General features: G+C 53.8%; 19 protein-coding genes. All 19 read left to right on the top strand.

All coding sequences use genetic code 11. The annotated features are described in order from the left end of the window. Nucleotides 1–39: 39 nt before the first annotated feature. Nucleotides 40–1245, top strand: coding sequence for a radical SAM protein (locus OEV59_08400; GenBank protein ID MDH4227747.1), 1206 nt, complete (start codon nt 40–42; stop codon nt 1243–1245). 66 nt (nt 1246–1311) lie between these two features. Beyond that, a complete protein-coding gene (locus tag OEV59_08395; protein MDH4227746.1) occupies nt 1312–2739 on the top strand; it encodes a DASS family sodium-coupled anion symporter in 1428 nt (475 codons plus the stop codon). Between the two features lie 5 nt (nt 2740–2744). Then, nucleotides 2745–3209, top strand: coding sequence for a universal stress protein (locus OEV59_08390; GenBank protein ID MDH4227745.1), 465 nt, complete (start codon nt 2745–2747; stop codon nt 3207–3209). Between the two features lie 27 nt (nt 3210–3236). After that, the gene (cysC, locus tag OEV59_08385) at nt 3237–3848 is read left to right on the top strand and encodes an adenylyl-sulfate kinase (GenBank protein MDH4227744.1); all 612 of its coding nucleotides are present in this window, start codon (nt 3237–3239) and stop codon (nt 3846–3848) included. Then, nucleotides 3845–4603, top strand: coding sequence for a phosphoadenylyl-sulfate reductase (locus OEV59_08380; GenBank protein MDH4227743.1), 759 nt, complete (start codon nt 3845–3847; stop codon nt 4601–4603). The genes cysC and OEV59_08380 overlap by 4 nt, the downstream gene beginning before the upstream one ends. Next, a complete protein-coding gene (sat, locus tag OEV59_08375) occupies nt 4600–5763 on the top strand; it encodes a sulfate adenylyltransferase (GenBank protein ID MDH4227742.1) in 1164 nt (387 codons plus the stop codon). Before OEV59_08380 ends, sat begins: the two co-directional genes overlap by 4 nt. A 159-nt stretch (nt 5764–5922) precedes the next feature. Further along, nucleotides 5923–7407, top strand: coding sequence for an anthranilate synthase component I (gene trpE / locus OEV59_08370; protein MDH4227741.1), 1485 nt, complete (start codon nt 5923–5925; stop codon nt 7405–7407). Between the two features lie 3 nt (nt 7408–7410). Further along, nucleotides 7411–7986 carry an aminodeoxychorismate/anthranilate synthase component II gene (locus tag OEV59_08365; GenBank protein MDH4227740.1) on the top strand — a complete coding sequence of 192 codons (576 nt, stop codon included), beginning with the start codon at nt 7411–7413 and terminating at the stop codon, nt 7984–7986. An 8-nt stretch (nt 7987–7994) separates the two neighbouring features. Then, a complete protein-coding gene (trpD, locus tag OEV59_08360; protein ID MDH4227739.1) occupies nt 7995–9008 on the top strand; it encodes an anthranilate phosphoribosyltransferase in 1014 nt (337 codons plus the stop codon). An 8-nt stretch (nt 9009–9016) separates the two neighbouring features. Then, entirely contained in the window at nt 9017–9814 is a 798-nt protein-coding gene (gene trpC / locus OEV59_08355) for an indole-3-glycerol phosphate synthase TrpC (GenBank protein ID MDH4227738.1), read from the top strand. 6 nt (nt 9815–9820) lie between these two features. After that, nucleotides 9821–10444 carry a phosphoribosylanthranilate isomerase gene (locus OEV59_08350; GenBank protein ID MDH4227737.1) on the top strand — a complete coding sequence of 208 codons (624 nt, stop codon included), beginning with the start codon at nt 9821–9823 and terminating at the stop codon, nt 10442–10444. Between the two features lie 2 nt (nt 10445–10446). Further along, a complete protein-coding gene (trpB, locus tag OEV59_08345; GenBank protein ID MDH4227736.1) occupies nt 10447–11649 on the top strand; it encodes a tryptophan synthase subunit beta in 1203 nt (400 codons plus the stop codon). Then, nucleotides 11646–12458 carry a tryptophan synthase subunit alpha gene (gene trpA / locus OEV59_08340; GenBank protein MDH4227735.1) on the top strand — a complete coding sequence of 271 codons (813 nt, stop codon included), beginning with the start codon at nt 11646–11648 and terminating at the stop codon, nt 12456–12458. Before trpB ends, trpA begins: the two co-directional genes overlap by 4 nt. Before the next feature lie 27 nt (nt 12459–12485). Next, nucleotides 12486–13334, top strand: coding sequence for an acetyl-CoA carboxylase, carboxyltransferase subunit beta (accD, locus tag OEV59_08335; protein MDH4227734.1), 849 nt, complete (start codon nt 12486–12488; stop codon nt 13332–13334). Nucleotides 13335–13364: 30 nt separating this feature from the next. Further along, nucleotides 13365–14627, top strand: coding sequence for a bifunctional folylpolyglutamate synthase/dihydrofolate synthase (locus OEV59_08330; GenBank protein MDH4227733.1), 1263 nt, complete (start codon nt 13365–13367; stop codon nt 14625–14627). Between the two features lie 59 nt (nt 14628–14686). Next, entirely contained in the window at nt 14687–16858 is a 2172-nt protein-coding gene (gene lptD, locus OEV59_08325; GenBank protein ID MDH4227732.1) for an LPS assembly protein LptD, read from the top strand. A 19-nt stretch (nt 16859–16877) separates the two neighbouring features. After that, nucleotides 16878–17645: a hypothetical protein gene (locus OEV59_08320; protein ID MDH4227731.1), complete on the top strand. Its 768-nt coding sequence runs from the start codon at nt 16878–16880 to the stop codon at nt 17643–17645. Nucleotides 17646–17657: 12 nt separating this feature from the next. Then, the gene (locus OEV59_08315) at nt 17658–18656 is read left to right on the top strand and encodes a hypothetical protein (GenBank protein ID MDH4227730.1); all 999 of its coding nucleotides are present in this window, start codon (nt 17658–17660) and stop codon (nt 18654–18656) included. A 140-nt stretch (nt 18657–18796) separates the two neighbouring features. Then, a partial coding sequence (locus tag OEV59_08310) for a hypothetical protein (protein ID MDH4227729.1) occupies nt 18797–19130 on the top strand: 334 nt, incomplete at its 3' end.

Raw genomic sequence — 19130 nt, 5'->3', positions numbered from 1 at the left:
CTTTAACATGTATCTGCGCGCACGGGAGCGCGCTGCTCTATGACGACGAAAAACTATTTTCAGAACTCGTCTACCCTTAAGATAGATCTGATGCTTCGCGGCATACGCGTATCGGAAGGGCTAAAGGGCGCGAACTGCCGTAAGGGCAGGGCAGGGGCGGGCATAGACCTGATACTTCCAAAGGGCACGCTCGTGAACGTGCCCTGCGGAGAGGACTTTACCGAGCATTCGCCCTATGAGCTTAAGAAAGCCAGGAAAGGGCTCGTAATAACCGACGGCACGCGCGAGATGAAGGTTACTGCCGTGCCGGAGCCGAGGTTTTATTCCGATAAGACCTCTACCGGAGTGCCGTTTTGCGACATAGCCACGGTGCACGGAAGCTACGCCGTGATTACGCCTTCTCCGAAGTGCGAGTTCTTCGACAGTAAGGTCGAGTGCCGCTACTGCGCCGGGAACTTCGATATGGCAGGCGCGGACGCGAGGCTCTTTACAGTCGAAGAGGTGCTCGAGACCGTAAAGGCGATTCTCGACGAGGGCGTTTGCGAAATCATTTATCTCTCGATAGGTTTTAGCAGGGGCGGGGACGGCGGTATCGAGCTTCTTCGGCCGTATATAAAGGCCATAAAGAACCACTTTAACTGCCTTGTTGCTGTGGAGGCGCTGCCGCCAAAGGAAGATAAATGGATAGACGAGGCGTACGCGCTTGGCGCGGATTCGCTTCTCTATAATCTCGAGATATTTGATTCCGAGCTCTTTAAGATACTTTGCCCGGGCAGGGAAGAGCTTATCGGCAGAAAGCGTTACCTTGACGCGCTTAAATACGCGGCAACGGTATTTCCAAACGGCACGGTTGCATCGCACCTGATAGTAGGGCTCGAGCCCCCGGGCTCGACCTGCATGGGCATAGATTATCTGACCGAAATTGGCGTTGTGCCGATATTGCCCGTTTACAGGCCGCAGCCGGGAAAGGCCCTTAGGATGGGGCCGCTCACGGCAGAGGTGATAATACCGGTATATAAGCACCTCTACACTGCTGTCAAGAAAAACAAGATAAACACCTCGTGGGTGCGCGATATCAGCATGGTAACCACACCCATAGAGAGCAAGCTTCTCTCGGGAGAGGAAAAGAGCGGAGTGCTTTCGCTCTTCGACGGGTTTTACAAGACAAAGCTCGGCATCAAGACGGCCTGGGGGCTATCGACTCTTAGAAGAAAGCTTCGCGTAAAGGATAAGGGCGAGCAGTAGGGCGCGGGGTGTGTTTTGCGCCCTGCGGGCCTTGGTTGGGCGTTAAACGTCAGGAGACATTAACCCTTGAGCATAGAGATAGATAAAAGGCCACTCTGGGTCATACTGCTTTCGAGGCTGGTAAGGCCGGCGTTCTTTGCCCTGCTGGCGATTGCCTTTTATGTTGTCGTGCGCTCGGAACCCCCGGCAGGACTAAGCGAGGCAGGTAAGAACGCCCTCGCGGTGTTCGGTGTATGCCTTGCCCTATGGGTTTCTAACGTAATACCGCTTGCAGTGACGAGCATATTGGCGATGGTGCTTGTGCCGCTCCTTGGCGTCCTTACGAGAAAGGACGTGTACGCGACATTTGGCAACGAAGCCGTGTTCTTCATTCTCGGAGCGTTTATACTCGCGGGAGCCGTTATGCAGAGCGGACTATCGAGTAGAATTTCGCTTGTGATACTCGATAAGTTCGCGGCCACCCCAGAGAGGCTCTGGTTAAGCGTATTTTTCCTTGCGGCATCGCTTTCGTTTTTCATGAGCGAGCACGCGGTTGCGGCAATGCTCTTTCCCATAGTGCTCGATATGTCGAAGACGCTTGGTCTAAGGCCGGGCAAGAGCTCCTACGGCAAGCTCCTGTTTCTCTCGCTTGCGTGGGGGTGCGTTATAGGCGGTGTGGCGACTTTCCTTGGCGGAGCAAGGGTGCCGCTCGCAGTCGGCATATTAAAGGAGCTTACCGGCAAGAGCATAGACTTTATCGATTACACGATAGCGGTCTTTCCGCTCGTCATCGCGCTTTTGATAGTAGGGTATCTGGTGCTGAGGTTTTTCTTTGTCTCGGACGTCGAGAACGTTGATAAGGTGCACGAGACGCTAAAGCGCCGCATACACGCGATGGGCAAGATCAAGTACGCCGAGTACGCGGTCGGCGCGGTGCTTCTCGTCACGATAGCGGCGTGGGCGCTTCTTGGCAAAACCGCAGGGCTCTCGACGATAGCGCTCGTTGCCGTGGTGGCGTTATTCGTCTTCAAGCTCGTGAGATGGAAGGATATAGAGGAGTACGTCAATTGGGGCGTAATCCTCATGTACGGCGGCGCCATAGTGCTTGGCTCCGCGCTAGATAAGAGCGGCGCGGCCTTCTGGTTTGCGAAGTACACGATGGGCAACTGGGTCACGACGGCAATGGCGGCGGTGGTGTTTTTCTCCTTCGTGACGCTTGTGCTTACCGAAGGCATCAGTAACGCCGCGGTCATAGCAATACTGCTGCCCGTTGCAATCGGGCTTTCCGGAAGCTTTGGCATGTCGCCCGAGCTCGTAACGCTCGCAATCGCCATACCCGCGGGGCTGGCGTTTTGCCTGCCGATGTCGACTCCGGCGAACGCAATCGCCGTGTCATCGAATTTTGTGACGGTAAAGGACATGGCAAAGACAGGGGTCATAATGACAGTAGCGGCATGGGTGCTCTTTAACGTGATGGCCGCGTACTACTGGCCGGTTATAGGAGTCTGGAAGTGAACTCTATGAAGAGCGTTCTGCTGATATTTTCGGCCACAAGGGTTTCTGAGAAGGCGCTTGGGCTTGCCGTGTCGGCTGCCAAGAAGGACAATGCCAGGCTTGTCGTGCTCTACGTCATAGAGCCGGAGATTGCCGAGGAAATATTCGATAAGTTCTCGGACATAGGCTTCATAGGCGACAAGCCCTCGGAGGAATTGGCCGAGGCCGTTATGAAGGAATACAGGCAGCGCGCCTATGAGGTTACGGGCAAGGCGCAGGTCATGGCCATGGAGGAAGGTGTCGGCTTCGATGCGCTTATAGAGCAGGGGGATTTTGTCGAGAAATCGATTGAGACCATCGAGCGTTACAAGGCCGGTCATGTGATTGTTCCCAAGAGGAAGCTTTCGACGCTTGCGAAGTATTTTTCAAGGTCGCGTGTCGATGAATTGGTGTCGAGGTTGTCTTGCAAGGTTGAGGTTGTGGAGGATTGAAGCAAAAAAACACGAAGGAGACTAAAAATGGCGGAGCAGAAGGCAACGAACATAAAGTGGCATCACGGTAAGATTTCGAGGGCTGACAGGGAAAAGCTGATGGGCCAGAAGGGCGTTACGGTGTGGCTTACCGGGCTCTCGGGCGCTGGTAAATCCACGATAGCCGTGGAACTTGAGCACGCGCTTCTCGAAAACGGCCACCAGGCCTATATATTGGACGGCGACAACATCCGCCACGGTTTGAATAAGAACCTTGGGTTCTCGCCTGCTGATAGAACAGAGAACATCAGAAGAATCGGCGAGGTTGCGAAGCTCTTTACCGATGCCAACATCATCACTATCACGGCCTTCATATCTCCGTATAAGGCGGACAGGGACGAGGCAAGAAAGCTCCAGAAGGAAGGAGAGTTCATCGAGGTCTATGTAAAGTGCCCGGTCGAGGTCTGCGAAGAAAGGGATGTAAAGGGGCTCTACAAGAAGGCCAGAGCAGGCGAGATAAAGGAGTTTACCGGCATCTCCGCGCCCTACGAGGAGCCGGACAAGGCGGAGTTGACGCTCGATACCTCAAAGCTCAGTGTCGAGGACTCGACAAGGAAGATACTCGGGTATCTCGAGGAAAAGGGATATATAAAGCTTTGAAGCTCGAAGACATACATAAGATAGCTGACATAGGCGAGGCCGAGCTTGCCGAAATAGAGAAGCTTACGCCCGAGGCGATGGTGCGTTTTGCATTCGAGAACTTCGGTAAAAAGGCGGCAATCGGCACGAGCTTTCAGCTAACCGGCGCTGTTATCGTGGACATGGCAGCTGCCGCGGGGCTGCCGTTTCGGGTCTTTACCGTCGATACATTGCGGCTCCACCCGGAGACCTATGCTGCGATGAACGAGACCGAGACAAGGTATAAGGTTAAGGTCGAGCGCTTCGCGCCAAAGGAAGACAAGGTAAAAGAAATGACCGAGGAGTTTGGCGAGTATCTCTTTTTCACGAGCAAGGCCATGCAGGAGTACTGCTGCAATGTCCGCAAGGTTGAGCCCAATGAGCGGGCAATGGCAACGCTGGACGTCTGGATAACCGGGCTCAGAAAAGACCAGTCCGAGCACAGGAAGAAGAGCGTTGAAAGGGCCTCGATTGTGGAGGATGGCGGAAGGAAAATCTTAAAGCTCGTCCCGCTTGCCGATTGGACAGAGGCTGATGTTAAAAAGTATATAAAAGAGAATAACGTTCCTTATAACGAGCTTTTCGATAAGGGATATGATTCGATAGGGTGCGTCATCTGTTCAACTCCGCTTGTAAAGGGCGAAAAGCCCCGCTCCGGAAGGTGGCGCTGGTTTAGTCAGGACGACGCGAAGGAATGCGGAATACACACACGTAAAGGAGGAAGCAAAGGAAAATGATACAGCAGATAGAGCCGCATGGCGGCAAACTCATCAACAGGATTCTCGAAGGCAAGGAAAGGGAAGAAGCTTCAAAGAGAAGCAAGGAATTAAAGAAGGTCACGCTTACGGAGAGGGAAATATCCGACCTTGAAATGATAGGCATCGGCGCGCTAAGCCCGCTCGAAGGGTTTATGCGTAAAGACGACTATCACTCTGTCATGGACACGATGCACCTCGTTAACGGGCTTCCGTGGACCATCCCTGTGACGTTGTCCGTTACAAAGGACGAGGCCTCGGCCCTTAAAGAAGGCCAGGAGGTTGCTCTGGTGGACGCCTCCGGCAAGACCCTTGCCGTAATGACCATCGAGGAAAAATTCGAGCATGACAAGGAAAAAGAGGCAGTGCAGGTCTACGGCACAAAGGAAGACGCGCACCCTGGCGTTAAGAACATGTATGCCATGGGCGAGGTGCTAATAGGCGGTAGTATTTCTGTCATAGAGAGGCCGGAGTACGCGAACTTTAAGGAGTACAGGCTCGACCCTGTCGAGACGAGGAAACTCTTTGCAGACAAGGGCTGGAAGAGGATAGTAGGCTTTCAGACGCGTAATCCCATCCACAGGGCGCACGAGTACATACAGAAGTGCGCGCTCGAGACCGTGGACGCTCTTATGATACACCCGCTTGTCGGAGAGACCAAGGGCGACGACATCCCTGCTTCCACAAGGATGAAGTGCTACGAGGCCCTTATGGCCAATTATTACCCCAAGGACAGGGTGCAGCTTGCCGTGTTCCCGGCTGCTATGCGCTACGCCGGCCCCAAGGAAGCGATATTCCACGCAATAGCGAGGAAGAACTACGGCTGCACGCACTTTATCGTGGGCAGAGACCACGCCGGGGTCGGCAGCTACTACGGCACCTTCGACGCACATTTTATATTTGATAACTTCGATGCGGCGAAAATCGGCATCACGCCCATGTTCTTCGACCACACGTTCTTTTGTAAGAAGTGCGGCAGCATGGCCTCTTACAAGAGCTGCCCGCACGGCAAGGACGACCATATAACGCTCTCGGGAACAAAGGTGAGGGAGATGCTCGTTAACGGCCAGTGCCCGCCGCCGGAGTTTTCGCGTAAGGAAGTCGCTGAAATACTTATCGATGCAATGAAGGCAAAGAAGTAGTTTTTGTCTAGGCTAATCGAGCCCCCGTAAGGCGCAGTCGGCGCTTTGCGGGGGTTTTGTTTTGGGTGCTTTTATGGCGGCCTTTTCCAATGCGTTTTACGCTGCCTGCAAAGGGGATTTTATTGACTACCCGAAATACCTGTGTTAATCTTGAAACTTATGAAAAGATTAAAGTTTTTTCCTTCCATAGATGAGTTTAAAAAGCGCTCGGCGGCCTTTAACGTCATCCCGGTATTTGCCGAGATAATGGCCGATACAGATACGCCTGTGTCCGCATTTATGAAGATGGACACAGGAGGCGACGCGTTTTTGCTCGAAAGTGTGGAGGGCGGGGAAAAATGGGGCAGATACAGTTTCCTTGGCGTTTCCGCAAAGGCCACAATAAGGTCAAAGGGTAAGACAATCGAGATAACCGAGGGCTCGAAGAAGACCGCGACCGAGGGTAACCCTCTTGACGCGCTAAGGGCGTATTTCAAGAAGTTTCGGGCGGACGAAACATCCTCCATCCCGAGGTTCTTTGGCGGCGCAGTCGGGTTCATGGGCTACGACATGGTAAGGCACATGGAGAGGCTCCCGGACTCTACCGTTGACGACCTTAAGGTCGACGACATGTATTTGATGATAACCGACGGCTTCCTTGTATTCGACAACGTCGAGCAGAAGATACGCGTTGTTGTGAACGCCTTTGTCGACGATTATGCCGACGCCTCTGCTGCCTACGATTCTGCAACGAAGAGGGTCGAGGAACTGGTTGTGAAGTTAAGGGGCGCGACGTTGAAGGCCGGGGCTGCCGGCACTGGCGGTTCTGCAGAGTTTTCCTCTAACGTAAAGAAGGCGGACTTTCTAAAGTCCGTTGAAAAGGTAAAGGAGTACATATTCGCGGGCGATATCATACAGACCGTCATATCGCAGAGGTTCTCTACCCCGCTTGGCTCGTCTCCCTTCGACGTGTACAGGGCGCTTCGGGTGACGAACCCGTCGCCGTATATGTTCTTTTTAAGGCTCGGGGATGTAACGCTTGCAGGCTCTTCGCCGGAAATACTTGTGCGTGTGGAGGACGGCGTGATAGATGTCCGCCCCATAGCAGGAACAAGAAAGCGAGGCAAGGACGAGGCAGAGGATACCTCGCTTGAGAAGGAGCTTCTCGCAGACCCAAAGGAAAGGGCCGAGCATATAATGCTTGTGGACCTTGGGCGTAACGACGTCGGCAGGGTCTCGAAGACAGGCTCCGTAAAGGTCGATGAGTTCATGGTCATAGAGCGGTACTCGCACGTGATGCATATAGTCTCGAACGTGAAGGGCAGGATGCGTGACGGTGTCGATTCCTTCGATGTCCTTAGCGCGTGCTTTCCTGCAGGCACTTTGACAGGCGCGCCGAAAATCAGGGCAATGGAGATAATAGAAGAAGTAGAGACAACAAAGCGCGGCGTGTATGGCGGATGCGTCGGGTATATGGGGTTCTCGGGCAACGTCGACCTCTGCATAGCCATAAGAACCGTGCTCATGAAGGATAACGTCGCGTACGTGCAGGCAGGCGCTGGCATAGTGGCTGATTCGGTCCCTGAAAAAGAGTTTGAGGAAACGGAGAATAAGGCCAGGGGCGTACTGAAGGCCGTTACAATGGCAAAGGAAGGGTTTGTATAAGCAATGCTTTTGATGATTGATAATTACGACTCGTTCACTTATAACCTTGTCCAGTACCTTGCAGAGATGGGCGAGGAGGTAGTAGTTAAGAGAAACGACGAGGTTACGGTGGACGATATCGCGAAGCTTAATCCCGAAAGGATTGTCATATCTCCCGGGCCCTGCGACCCGGAGAAGGCAGGGATATCGGTTGAGGCGGTTAAGAAGTTTGCGGGCAAAGTGCCGATGCTTGGCGTATGTCTTGGGCACCAGTCCATTGCGCACGCATTTGGCGCAAGCATTGTCAGGGCCGAGCGCATCATGCACGGCAAGACCTCGATGATATATCACGACGGAAAGACCATTTACGAGGGCATATCCAACCCGTTCGAGGCAACGAGGTATCATTCCCTTGTTGTAAAGAAGGATACCCTTCCAAAGGATTTCGAAATAAGCGCGTGGACCGATGCCGATGAGATAATGGGCATCAGGCATAAAAAGTTTTTGCTCGAAGGCGTGCAGTTCCACCCGGAGAGCATACTTAGCGAATCAGGGAAAACGCTTTTAAGGAATTTTCTTAAGCTTGGCGTGAGGGTGTAGGGAAGGTCATGGATATAAAAGACGCGATAGCAAGGGTTGTAAAGGGCTCTGACCTTACCGAGGCAGAGATGTTTTCTGTGATGAACGAGGTGATGAGCGGTAACGCCACCCCTTCGCAAATCGCCGCCTTTATAACCGCCCTTCGCATGAAGGGCGAGACAGTAGCCGAGATAACCGGCGCTGCCAGGGTGATGAGAGAAAAGGCTGCAAAGGTCGATGCAGGTGAAGGCCCTATAGTGGACACATGCGGCACCGGGGGCGACGAGACAGGGACGTTCAATATCTCGACAGCTGCGGCCTTTGTCGTAGCTGCCTGCGGCATAACGGTAGCAAAGCACGGCAACAGGTCTGTTTCCTCCAAGTCCGGGAGCGCTGATGTGTTAAAGGCCCTTGGCGTGAATATAGATGCGGAAGTTGCAAAGGTCGAAGACTGTCTTAAGACAGTTGGCATAGGCTTCCTCTTTGCCCCGCTCTTTCACGGGGCCATGAAGCACGCGGCCCCTGTAAGAAGGGAAATAGGCATACGCACAATATTCAACGTGCTGGGCCCTCTTACCAACCCTGCGGGAGCAAAGTATCAGGTGCTTGGCGTGTATGACCCGCTACTTACCGATATACTCGCGCAGGTGTTAAATAACCTTGGCTCCAGGCGCGCCTTTGTAGTTCGCGGCGAGGACGGCCTTGATGAAATCACGCTTGCGGACTCAACCAAGGTCTCTGAGCTCGATAACGGAAAAATAAAAAGTTACCGTATCTCTCCCGAAGATTTCGGGTTCACAAGATGCAAGGCAGAGGATTTGAAGGGCGGCGGCCCCGATGACAACGCGAAGATAATACGCGGCGTGTTCGAAGGTAAGAAGGGGCCGGCTCGCGACATAGTAATTCTTAATGCCGCTGCCGCGATAGCAGCCGCAGGCAAGGCAGGCACATTCGAAGAGGGCATAGCGGTTGCAAGGGGCGCTGTTGATTCCGGCGAGGCAGGAAAGAAGCTTGATTCGCTCGTGCGTATGACCAATGAGTAAGGCTTGAGATGGCGGTTCCGGGAATACTTAGAGAGATAGTAGAGCATAAGAAGGCCGCCCTTGCCGCGCTGTTTAAGGAGAAGCCGAGAAAAGAGCGTATCGCTGGGTTTGAGGCTGAGATAAGGCTCACCCCTAAGACGCGCGGGTTTGAGGCAGCGCTCTTGGGCGAGGGTGTGCGCGTCATAGCAGAGGTTAAGAAGGCATCTCCGTCAAAGGGGATTATCAGGGCCGACTTCGACCCTGTTGCGGTGGCGCTTACTTACGAAAAAAACGGCGCAGCGGCAATATCGGTGCTTACCGATGAAAAGTACTTCATGGGCAGCCTCGAGAACCTTGTCCGCATAAGAGAGAAAGTCTCGCTGCCGCTTTTAAGAAAGGATTTTATAGTAGACGAGTATCAGATCTGCGAGGCAAGGGCAGTTGGCGCGGACGCGATACTTCTCATAGCCGCGGCACTTGATAAGGGCCGCATGAAGGAACTAATGGACGCGGCATCGGCTCTCGGATTGGACAGCCTGATAGAGGTGCACACGGAAAAAGAGCTCGATGCGGCTCTTGATATCGGCGCGAAACTGATAGGCATCAACAATAGGGACTTGAATACCTTTGTTACCGACATAAACACCACCGTTCGCCTTATCGAGCGCATACCGGCAGAAAAGACCGTGGTGACGGAGAGCGGGATTAACCGCATAGAGGATGTGAGGCTTCTCGACGCAGCGGGAGTGGACGCTTTTTTGATAGGCGAGTCCCTTATGCGCGAGGCTGATATCGGAAAGAAACTTCGCGAGCTTAGAGGCGCGTAGGGAGGCATGGCCGTGGGTGTGAAGGTCAAGATATGCGGCATTACCTCCGTTGAGGACGCTCTTATGGCAGTAGAGGCCGGGGCCGACGCGCTCGGGTTCGTGTTCTGGAAAAATAGCCCGCGCTACGTTGACCCTGCAAAAGCCGGAGAGATAGTAAAGGCGCTGCCGCCGTTCGTTATAACCGTTGGCGTATTCGTTGACGAAAAGCAGGATGTGGTCAATAATGTAGTGAAGGAAGCCGGACTTACCGTTGCCCAGCTTCACGGCAGCGAGACCAATGATTATATAAAGGGCGTGCACGTAAAGTCTATAAAGGCCGTGCGCGTAAAGTCCACTGAGGACATGATATTGCTTGCAAGTTTCGACGCTGCCTCGGCAGTGCTCCTTGATACGTATAAAGAGGGAGTTCCGGGAGGCACGGGCACTACATTCGACTGGGAAATCGCCTCCGGGACAGAGGACTTTGCAACAGTGATACTTTCGGGCGGCCTTACGCCAGATAACGTGGCAAGGGCAGTCAAGATGGTAAGGCCCTATGCGGTTGACGTTAGCTCAGGGGTAGAGTCAAAGCCTGGCAAGAAGGACGCAAAGAAAGTACAAAAGTTCATAAAGGAGGCCAAGAGCGCCTGATTATGTCATCATTTGACAACCTACCGGATAAGACCGGACATTTCGGCCAGTACGGAGGCCGCTATATCTCGGAAACTCTCATGCCCGCTGTAATGGAGCTTGAGCGTGCCTACTTGAAGTTCAAGAACGAGAAAGGTTTCAAGGACGAGCTTGCGTATTACTTGAAGGACTACGTAGGCCGTCCGACACCTTTATATTTCGCCGAAAGACTTACGAAGAAGCTTGGCGGGGCAAAGATATATTTAAAACGCGAAGACCTCTGCCACACGGGAGCGCATAAGGTAAATAACACCATAGGCCAGGCTCTCCTTGCAAGAAGGATGAAGAAAAAGCGCGTCATCGCGGAGACAGGGGCCGGGCAGCACGGAGTCGCCACAGCTACCGTTGCAGCGATGTTTGGTCTCGAGTGCGAGGTCTACATGGGCGAGGACGATATTCAACGCCAGAGCCCGAACGTTTTCAGGATGAAGCTTCTTGGCGCAAAGGTCAACTCCGTAACATCCGGGAGCCGTACGCTTAAGGACGCGATGAACGAGGCGCTTAGGGACTGGGTGACGAATGTAAGCAATACCTTCTACATAATCGGCTCTGTTGCCGGGCCGCATCCGTACCCGATGATGGTGCGCGATTTTCAGTCCATTATCGGCGATGAAGTAAAGCGCGATTTAAAGCGCGCAGAAGGACGCCTTCCGGACCTCGTAATCGCCTGTGTCGGCGGCGGCAGTAACGCCATGGGCATATTCCATCCGTTTCTAAAATACCGCAAGGTGCGCCTAACCGGAGTAGAGGCTGGGGGAAGCGGCATAAGGAGCGGACGCCACGCGGCAACCATAAGTGCCGGAAGGGTCGGTGTGCTACACGGCAGCAAGAGCTATCTGCTTCACGACAAGTACGGCCAGATAATAGACACTCATTCCGTTTCAGCGGGGCTCGATTACCCGGGTGTTGGGCCCGAGCATTCGTACCTTAAAGACATCGGCCGCGTTAAGTACACCTCCATTACCGACAAGGAGGCCATAGCAGCCTTTAAGCTCCTTTGCGAGACAGAGGGCATAATACCTGCTCTCGAGAGCTCGCATGCCGTTGCGTACGCGTGCAAGGCCGCAAGGAGAGTCGGCAAGGGCCGTGTGATAGTCGTAAATCTCTCGGGCAGGGGAGATAAGGACCTTGCAACCGTTTCGAAGATACTGGGGTTTAGCCTATGAAGAAAAAACAACTTAAGCCGTCTGGCATAGCCGCCGCGTTTAGCAAGGCGAAAAAAGAAGGCAAAAAGGTTTTCGTGCCGTTTGTTACCGCAGGAGACCCGGACATAAATGTTACTTTAAAGATAGTCCTTGCGCTCGAGAGAGCAGGGGCCGATATTATCGAGCTTGGCGTGCCGTTCTCGGACCCCATGGCGGACGGCCCGACCATACAAGCGTCGAGCGAGCGGGCGCTTAAAAAGGGCGTTACCATAGATACGGTTTTTTCGCTCGTAAGGAGCATACGTAAAAAGACTTCCATTCCGGTAGTGCTCTTCGGGTATTACAATCCCGTGTTCTCGTATGGCCTCTCGCGTTTTGCAGAGAGGGCGAAAAAGGCCGGAGCGGACGGCGTGCTAATCGTCGACATGCCGCCGGAAGAATCCAAGGAACTTAGAACGGAGCTTACGAAGCAGAAGCTCGATTTGATATACCTGCTTACTCCGACAAGCGATATCTCGAGGATAAAGACCGTTACAAAGAACGCAACGGGCTTCATATACTACGTAAGTGTGGCGGGCGTTACCGGCGCGAGAAAGAGTGTAGCCTCGGCTCTTGCCCCTGCCGTGCGGCGCGTAAAAAAGCACACAAAGCTCCCGGTTGCCGTGGGGTTTGGCATATCCACTCCGGCGCAGGCAAGAGAGGTGAGTAAGGTTGCCGACGGCGTTGTCGTAGGGAGCGCCATAATAAACGTGATTGCAAAGTCAAAGGCCAATGTGGCGGATAAAAAAGTAGAGGGCTTTGCAAGGTCGCTTACAAGGGCGATGCGCTGATAATAAGGAAACTTTGCCGGAGGCATAATGGTCTGGTTCAAAAAAGACATATTTTCGAAGGGCGAGGAAAAGTCCGATAAGTCCGTCAAGGTGCCGCAGGGCATGTGGATAAAGTGCGACAGTTGCGGCGAGATAATATACCAGAAGGAACTCGAGAAGAACTTCGACGTGTGCCCGAAGTGCTCCCATCATTTCAGGATTTCCGCGCGCAGAAGAATGGAGATAACGCTCGATGAGGGAAGCTTTCGAGAGCTCTTCATAGACCTCGAGGCCGGAGACCCGCTTGGCTTCGTAGACCAGAAGACCTACAAGGACCGCATCAAGGCAACCCAGGCCAAGGCAGGCGAGAAGGACGCCTTTATTTGCGGCGAGGGGCTGCTTGACGGCAGGAAGGTCATGGCCGGCAGTTTCGAGTTCTCGTTCATGGGCGGCAGCATGGGAAGTGTAGTTGGAGAGAAGATAACCTCGCTTATCGAAACAGGCATCGAGCTCAAGGCGCCTGTCATAGTGTTTTCCGCCTCCGGAGGAGCAAGGATGCACGAGGGCATATTCTCTCTCATGCAGATGGCAAAGACCTCGGCTGCCCTGGCAAAGCTTCGTGATGCTGCGGTGCCCTATGTATCCGTTTTGACGGATCCGACGACCGGCGGCGTTACCGCGAGCTTTGCGATGCTTGGCGACGTGATAGTGGCGGAGCCAAAGGCCCTCATAGGCTTTGCCGGGCCGCGCGTTATCGCCGAGACCATCAAGCAGAAACTTCCGGAAGGTTTCCAGCGTTCCGAGTATCTATTGGAACACGGCATGGTCGACATGATAGTCGAGAGAAAGAACATGCGCCAGGCGCTGATTAAGATAACGGCGCTTTTGACCGCGTAAGGTAGCCTTTGGCCGCGCGGCCATTTTTCTATGCCCACCCCAAACGAGGTTCTTCGAAAACTGTATGCGCTTGCCCCGCCGCTCGTTAAGCCCGGGCTTGGCAGAGAGAGGGCGCTTCTAAAGGCACTTGGCAATCCGGAGCGCGCGTACCCTTCGATACTTGTCGCAGGCACCAACGGCAAGGGCTCCACTTCCGCATTCGCGCACTCGATACTTTCGGCAGCAGGGCTCGATACAGGGCTCTACACATCGCCGCATCTTATTGCTTTTAACGAGCGCATAAAAGTTAAAGATGCCCTTATCAAAGGCAGCGAGATTGTCAGGCTTGCTTCCCGCATATCGAGGAAGGCTCCAAAGGGCACGACCTTTTTCGAGTTCACGACAGCCATGGCATTCGAGTACTTTCGTGAAAAGGGCGTTGACGCGGCCGTAGTCGAGGTCGGCATGGGAGGCCGCCTTGACGCAACGAACGTTATAACCCCGGGAGTTTCTATCATAACCGGCGTTGGCATGGACCACATGAAGGAACTCGGTAATACTATTTCGAAGATAGCTGCCGAGAAGGCTGGGATAATCAAAAAGAACTCGAACGTGGTAACTGCCGCAGCAGGCGCTGCACTTAAGGTCATCGAGAAGGCGGCAAAAGAGAAAAATGCGAGGGTCTTCGTATGCGGGCGCGATTTCTCCGTTACGCGCTCGGGCCGTGCGCTTAAATACGAGAGTAGAGACCGCGTTATAAAGGGCTTAAGGCTCGCTCTTTTCGGCGCTCATCAGTTGAGGAATGCGGCGTGCGCAATCAAGGCCGTTGAGCTGATGGAGGATTACATAGGCTGCGTGTGCGACGACGCAGTGCGTGAAGGGCTTGTAAGCGCCGCATGGCCCGGGCGCTTCGAGACATTTGGCACGCGGCCACGCGTCGTAGTGGACGCGGCGCATAATACAGACGGCGCTCTCGCATTGAAAAATGCGCTAAAGGATGCAGGTATCGTAAAGCCCGTTCTCGTGCTCGGCATAATGGCCGATAAGGACATAGACGGCATTTTGAAGGCGCTTATTCCTCTGGCACGAAAGGTCGTGGTCACAAGGCCGGATATGGCAAGAAGCGCTTCGCTTGATGAGCTTGCGGCAAGGGCAGGGAAGTTCGGTATAGAGGCCATCCGCGAGGGGCGTGTTTCCCGCGCGTTAGAGAAGGCCCGAAAAGAGGCAGGGCCGTCCGGGGTTGTCTGCGTTTCGGGCTCGGTATTTACTGCTGCGGAGGCGATAAGGTTTTTACGGCGGCGTAAGCGCTATTAAAGTGCGCTGTTGTAAAGGGCCGCGTCCTGTGGTAATTTTCTCTTGTTTGGCATCATGTTATGACAAGACGCAATTGTATCGGCATAGCGGCGTGCATCGCCGTTTTCTTTGCGGCATTTATTGCCGTTTCTCCTTCTTTTTGCGCGGAGCCTGCCAAGGCGGAGCCCGCGTACACGAAGTTTTTTAAAAGCGACCTTCCAATCGAGATATCCGGCGATAACGTCAACTACGATAAGGCAACTGATACGTACCGCGCCGAGGGCTCTGTTGTCATAGAGCAGGAGGGCATACGCCTCACTGCTGACAAGGTGAACGTGGATATGAAAAACGGGCTCGCCTCAGCCTCGGGCCATGTGAAGATAGTTTACAAGGATGAGAGCTTTGTTGAGGCCGAGAGCCTCGACATCGTGATGAAGGACGAGACCGCGGTGTTCGTGTCAGCGCGCGTCTATTATAAGGAAGATAATATTTACATTAGCGCAGACGAGCTTAAAAAGACCGGCCCGGAATCCTACTCGGCAAAGGGCGCGTCCTTTACGACCTGCGACTGTGCCGAGGGCGAGACCCCGCCGTGGAGCTTCTATACCACAGGGGCATCGGTAACGGTCGGGCGCACGTTCAAGGCCAGGGGCGCGTTTTTCAGGATAAAGAGCGTGCCGGTTTTCTATCTGCCGTATGTCAGCATTCCGGTTAACCGCGAAAGGCAAAGCGGGCTTCTTGCGCCGAGGTTCTCCTACTCGAAGCTTGGCGGCGCGGGCGTGGACAACTCTTTATTCTGGAATATATCGGACAGCAGGGACGCCACCTTCTACCTTGATATTGACAGTAAGCGCGGCCTCGGCACGGGGCTTGAGTACAGGTACTTTAATACCGCAAACAGCTTTGGCAACATGCGTTACTATAATTACAGGGAAAGCGACATAGAGCGCATCCATAAATACAGGGCAGACCAGTTAAATTATCTGCACCCGCTGTCGGCTGACAACGACAGGCAGCGTTTTTACTTTGACCACACGCTATACGGGGCAAACGGCTTGAGCTTCAAGGCCAAGCTCGATATCGTCAGTGATGACGAGTATTTTCTGGACTTTGGCAGGAACTTTAACGAGAAAAGCCTCGAAAGCGTTGAGAGCGTTATTTCCGTTACAAAGGCATGGGACAGGAGCGCGCTTGTTATACAGGGAAGGCGTTTTGATAACCTGTATGTGCAAAACGACTCGGGTGTGGCCAGTAAATTCCCGGAGGCCATGTTCACGATGCAGCCGCACAGAGTATGGTTCACGCCGTTTTTTATGAGCATGGATGCCCAAGCAGCGCGTTTCGACAGGCGCGCCGGGGTGGAGGGCGTTAGAGGAGATGTGCGCCCTGAGTTTACGCTCCCTGTTTACGCGGGCCCCATAGAGTTTACTCCGTTCTACGCGCCGCGTTATACGGCGTATAAGAGCGAATCGGCGGCAGCAGGCAGTAATACAGACGAGCGCCTTATCTACGAAACAGGGGCAAAGTTAGAGTCAACGCTTTACCGTACATTTGAGTTGGGTGAGGGGCGCTTCCGAAGGCTCGGGCATATGATGCGGCCCTCGATAAAGTACTCCTATATACCCGACGAGCCGCAGGGCGATCTACCTTACTTCGATGCTGTCGACAGGGTCGAGGCGAGAAGCCTCGTTACCTATGCGTTCAGGACAATTCTCTCGGCAAGGCTCTCTGACAAAGGGCCAAGGCTCGATGTGGTCGATTTTGAAGTGAGGCAGTCCTATGACATAAGAGAGGCACAGGGGCTAAATAACTCAATTGAAGAGAGGCCGTTTTCGGACGTGCTTGGAAGGCTGCACCTTAGGCCCGAGAGATGGGCAACCATGTTCTTTGAGACAGAGATAGACGCGTACACCAAGCGCGCCGATATATTCAAGTCTTCCGCGTCCTTTGCGCCGTATGAAGGGTACTCGCTCTCCCTTAACTATATATTCGAGAGAGGTGTCGCGCGCTATGGCGCTGCCAGCGCGCTTTTCAAGCTCTACGGCAACCTGTCCGCCGGATTTACAGAGAGGTATTCGTTTAAGGGAGACGTCTCCCTTGGCCGCGATTATATCGTCGAGTATAAGCACAAGTGCTGGAGCGCGGCCTTTGTCTACGAGGAAAGGCCGGAAGAGGACTCTGTCATGCTCACCTTCTCCCTTGGCGGCATAGGTGAGATACTCACCGCAGGCATGGGGCTCGGGTCGAAGTAGGAGGATAAAGGAAAGATATATGTTCTACAAGGCTTCCAAAGATACGGTAAGGGCGTCGGTTGTGTTAAGGCCTGTTGAGTCCAAGCGCCTTATTGCGGCGGCAATAAGGGAAATGGCCGAGGTCAGGGCCGCGATGAAGAACGGGTATGTGGTGATTATCGGCGGCACCACGAACGCGCACGTTGCTTCCTTGCTTCTTGGCAGGAAGGTCGATGATTTCTGGTTTGCCGCAGGCCGCATAACAGGAGGAGAGCTTGGCGCAAATCCTCTTGAGAAGAGGATAAAGCCAATAGTCATAAAGGACGGCCGCGAAGTTGACATGCATCCAAATGACGCGATAAAGGAGTTCAAGGCTACCGATGTTTATATAAAGGGCGCGAATGCCGTTGATATGGAAGGTAGCGCGGGCGTGCTCATGTCTAGCGATACGGGCGGCACCATAGGCGCTGCAATAGGCATACTGAAGGCAAGGGGGGCTAATTTAATTGTGCCCGTTGGGCTTGAAAAACTCGTGCCATCGGTTGCCGATGCTTCTTTAATGTGGGGGCAGGGAACCATAAAATATTCTACAGGCGACAAGGCCGGCATGATGCCGCTTACAGGCGCAAAGATCGTTACAGAGATAGAAGCACTCGCCATACTTTTCCCGAACGTTGGGCTTAAGGCCGTGCACGCGGCCTCAGGCGGTGTTGGCGGGAGCGAGGGCGCTGTGATGATCGTTATCGAAGGAAGCGACATCGCGGTCAAGAAGGCATTTGACTTTGTCGTTGGCTTTAAAAATGAATAACCGCCTTACACCATGAAACCAACTTATAAAGCCTACCTCAAAGAGACCTTCAAGACGAAGCTTCCTGCGTTCATGGCAGGCGGGCTCATAAGCGCGCCGCTTGATGAGCTTGTGAAGGAGGGAGGGTTCGAATTGAACGCCCTTTCAACCGACCCTTCAGAGATAGTGCGCTATGCGCTTTTATTCAGGGAAAAGGCAAAGACAGATAATCTTTCCATACCATATATAATGACCGTTGAGTCCGAGGCATACGGCGGCGAGAGCGAGCAACGTGGCACTGTAGAGGACGAGCACTATCCCTTTGATAGCGTCCATGCGCGTATTCCCGTGCTCGACCCGGGAAAGGACGCCAGGATGCCGCTTGTAGCCGATGTAATGAGGCGGCTTAAGCCGCATTGTAATAAGGAAGCGCCGCTTATTGCCGACGTTGCCGGGCCATTTGCGCTTGCAACATCGGTTACGCACGCAAAGGGGCTCTTGACTGCGCTTAAAAATTCTCCCGAAGACGCGCATGCGTTCCTGGACGCCCTTGTTGACAATACGCTTGTTTACGCAGGCTCTCTCGGGGATGCCGGGGCTGATACGATATTCATAACCGAGAACTTCGCCTCTTACCTGACCGTAGGCCCGGGGTTTTTCGAAGAGTTTGGAGTGAGGCACATAGGAAGGCTCGTTGGCGGCATAAAGGCCTTTGGCATGAACACGATACTGCACCTTTGCGGCGATGTTACCGCACTTGCATCGTCTATTCAGGCGATAGGCATGGACGCAGTATCCGTAGACAATTCAACCGACGTTCCTTCGCTTGTGGCCGCGCTTTCGGATGTGGCAGTCATGGGCAATGTCTGCGCAGAGACCGTTACATCCGGGCCTTCCGGGGCCGTGGTCGCTGCGGCAGGGCGCGCCGCAGATGGCGGCGTCTCCATTCTTTCCTCCGCCTGCGGCATAGACGCATCGTGCCGTGCCGGGCATATTGCCGCGCTTTTTTCCGCACTAAACCGTTCGAATTGATTTTATTTCCAGAAGAGAAAATGTTATAATATAAAAAGTAAGACACAGGGGCCTGTCTTTTTAGGCAGGGGTGAATCAACAGGGGACCGCAGGCAAGTTGTTTTTCGTTCATTCTTATCCGTAGCATAACGGAGGAACCGATGTTTTTCCTTCCGAAAATACTTATTTTCACAGGCGCGTTTTTTCTGTTCTCCGGCAGCCTTGCCCATGCATCCGGGCCTGTGGCGGCAAAGGTAGAGTTGCAGCTTGTCGTGCCTGAGGTTGGTGCTTTGGGTGGGGAGGCCGTTACCCCGGTGCCGCTTGTTTTGCCAGAGCGCGCTCAGAACGGTTTTTTAGACGGTATTGTTCCCGGTGTGCCGGCAAAGCCGCTATTAGCTACTGTTTTAGCCGGTGCCGATGACACGGGTGCCGCATTGCCAGAGTTCCATCCGGCGCCGCTGCCCATGGCCGATGACGATGACAGACTACGGCTTG

It is taken from the genome of Deltaproteobacteria bacterium (assembly GCA_029858205.1).
GTDB lineage: Bacteria > Desulfobacterota > GWC2-55-46 > GWC2-55-46 > DRQE01 > JAOUFM01.
Note: the sequence above shows the minus strand (reverse complement) of the source record. Positions and strands in the feature narration are given on the sequence as shown.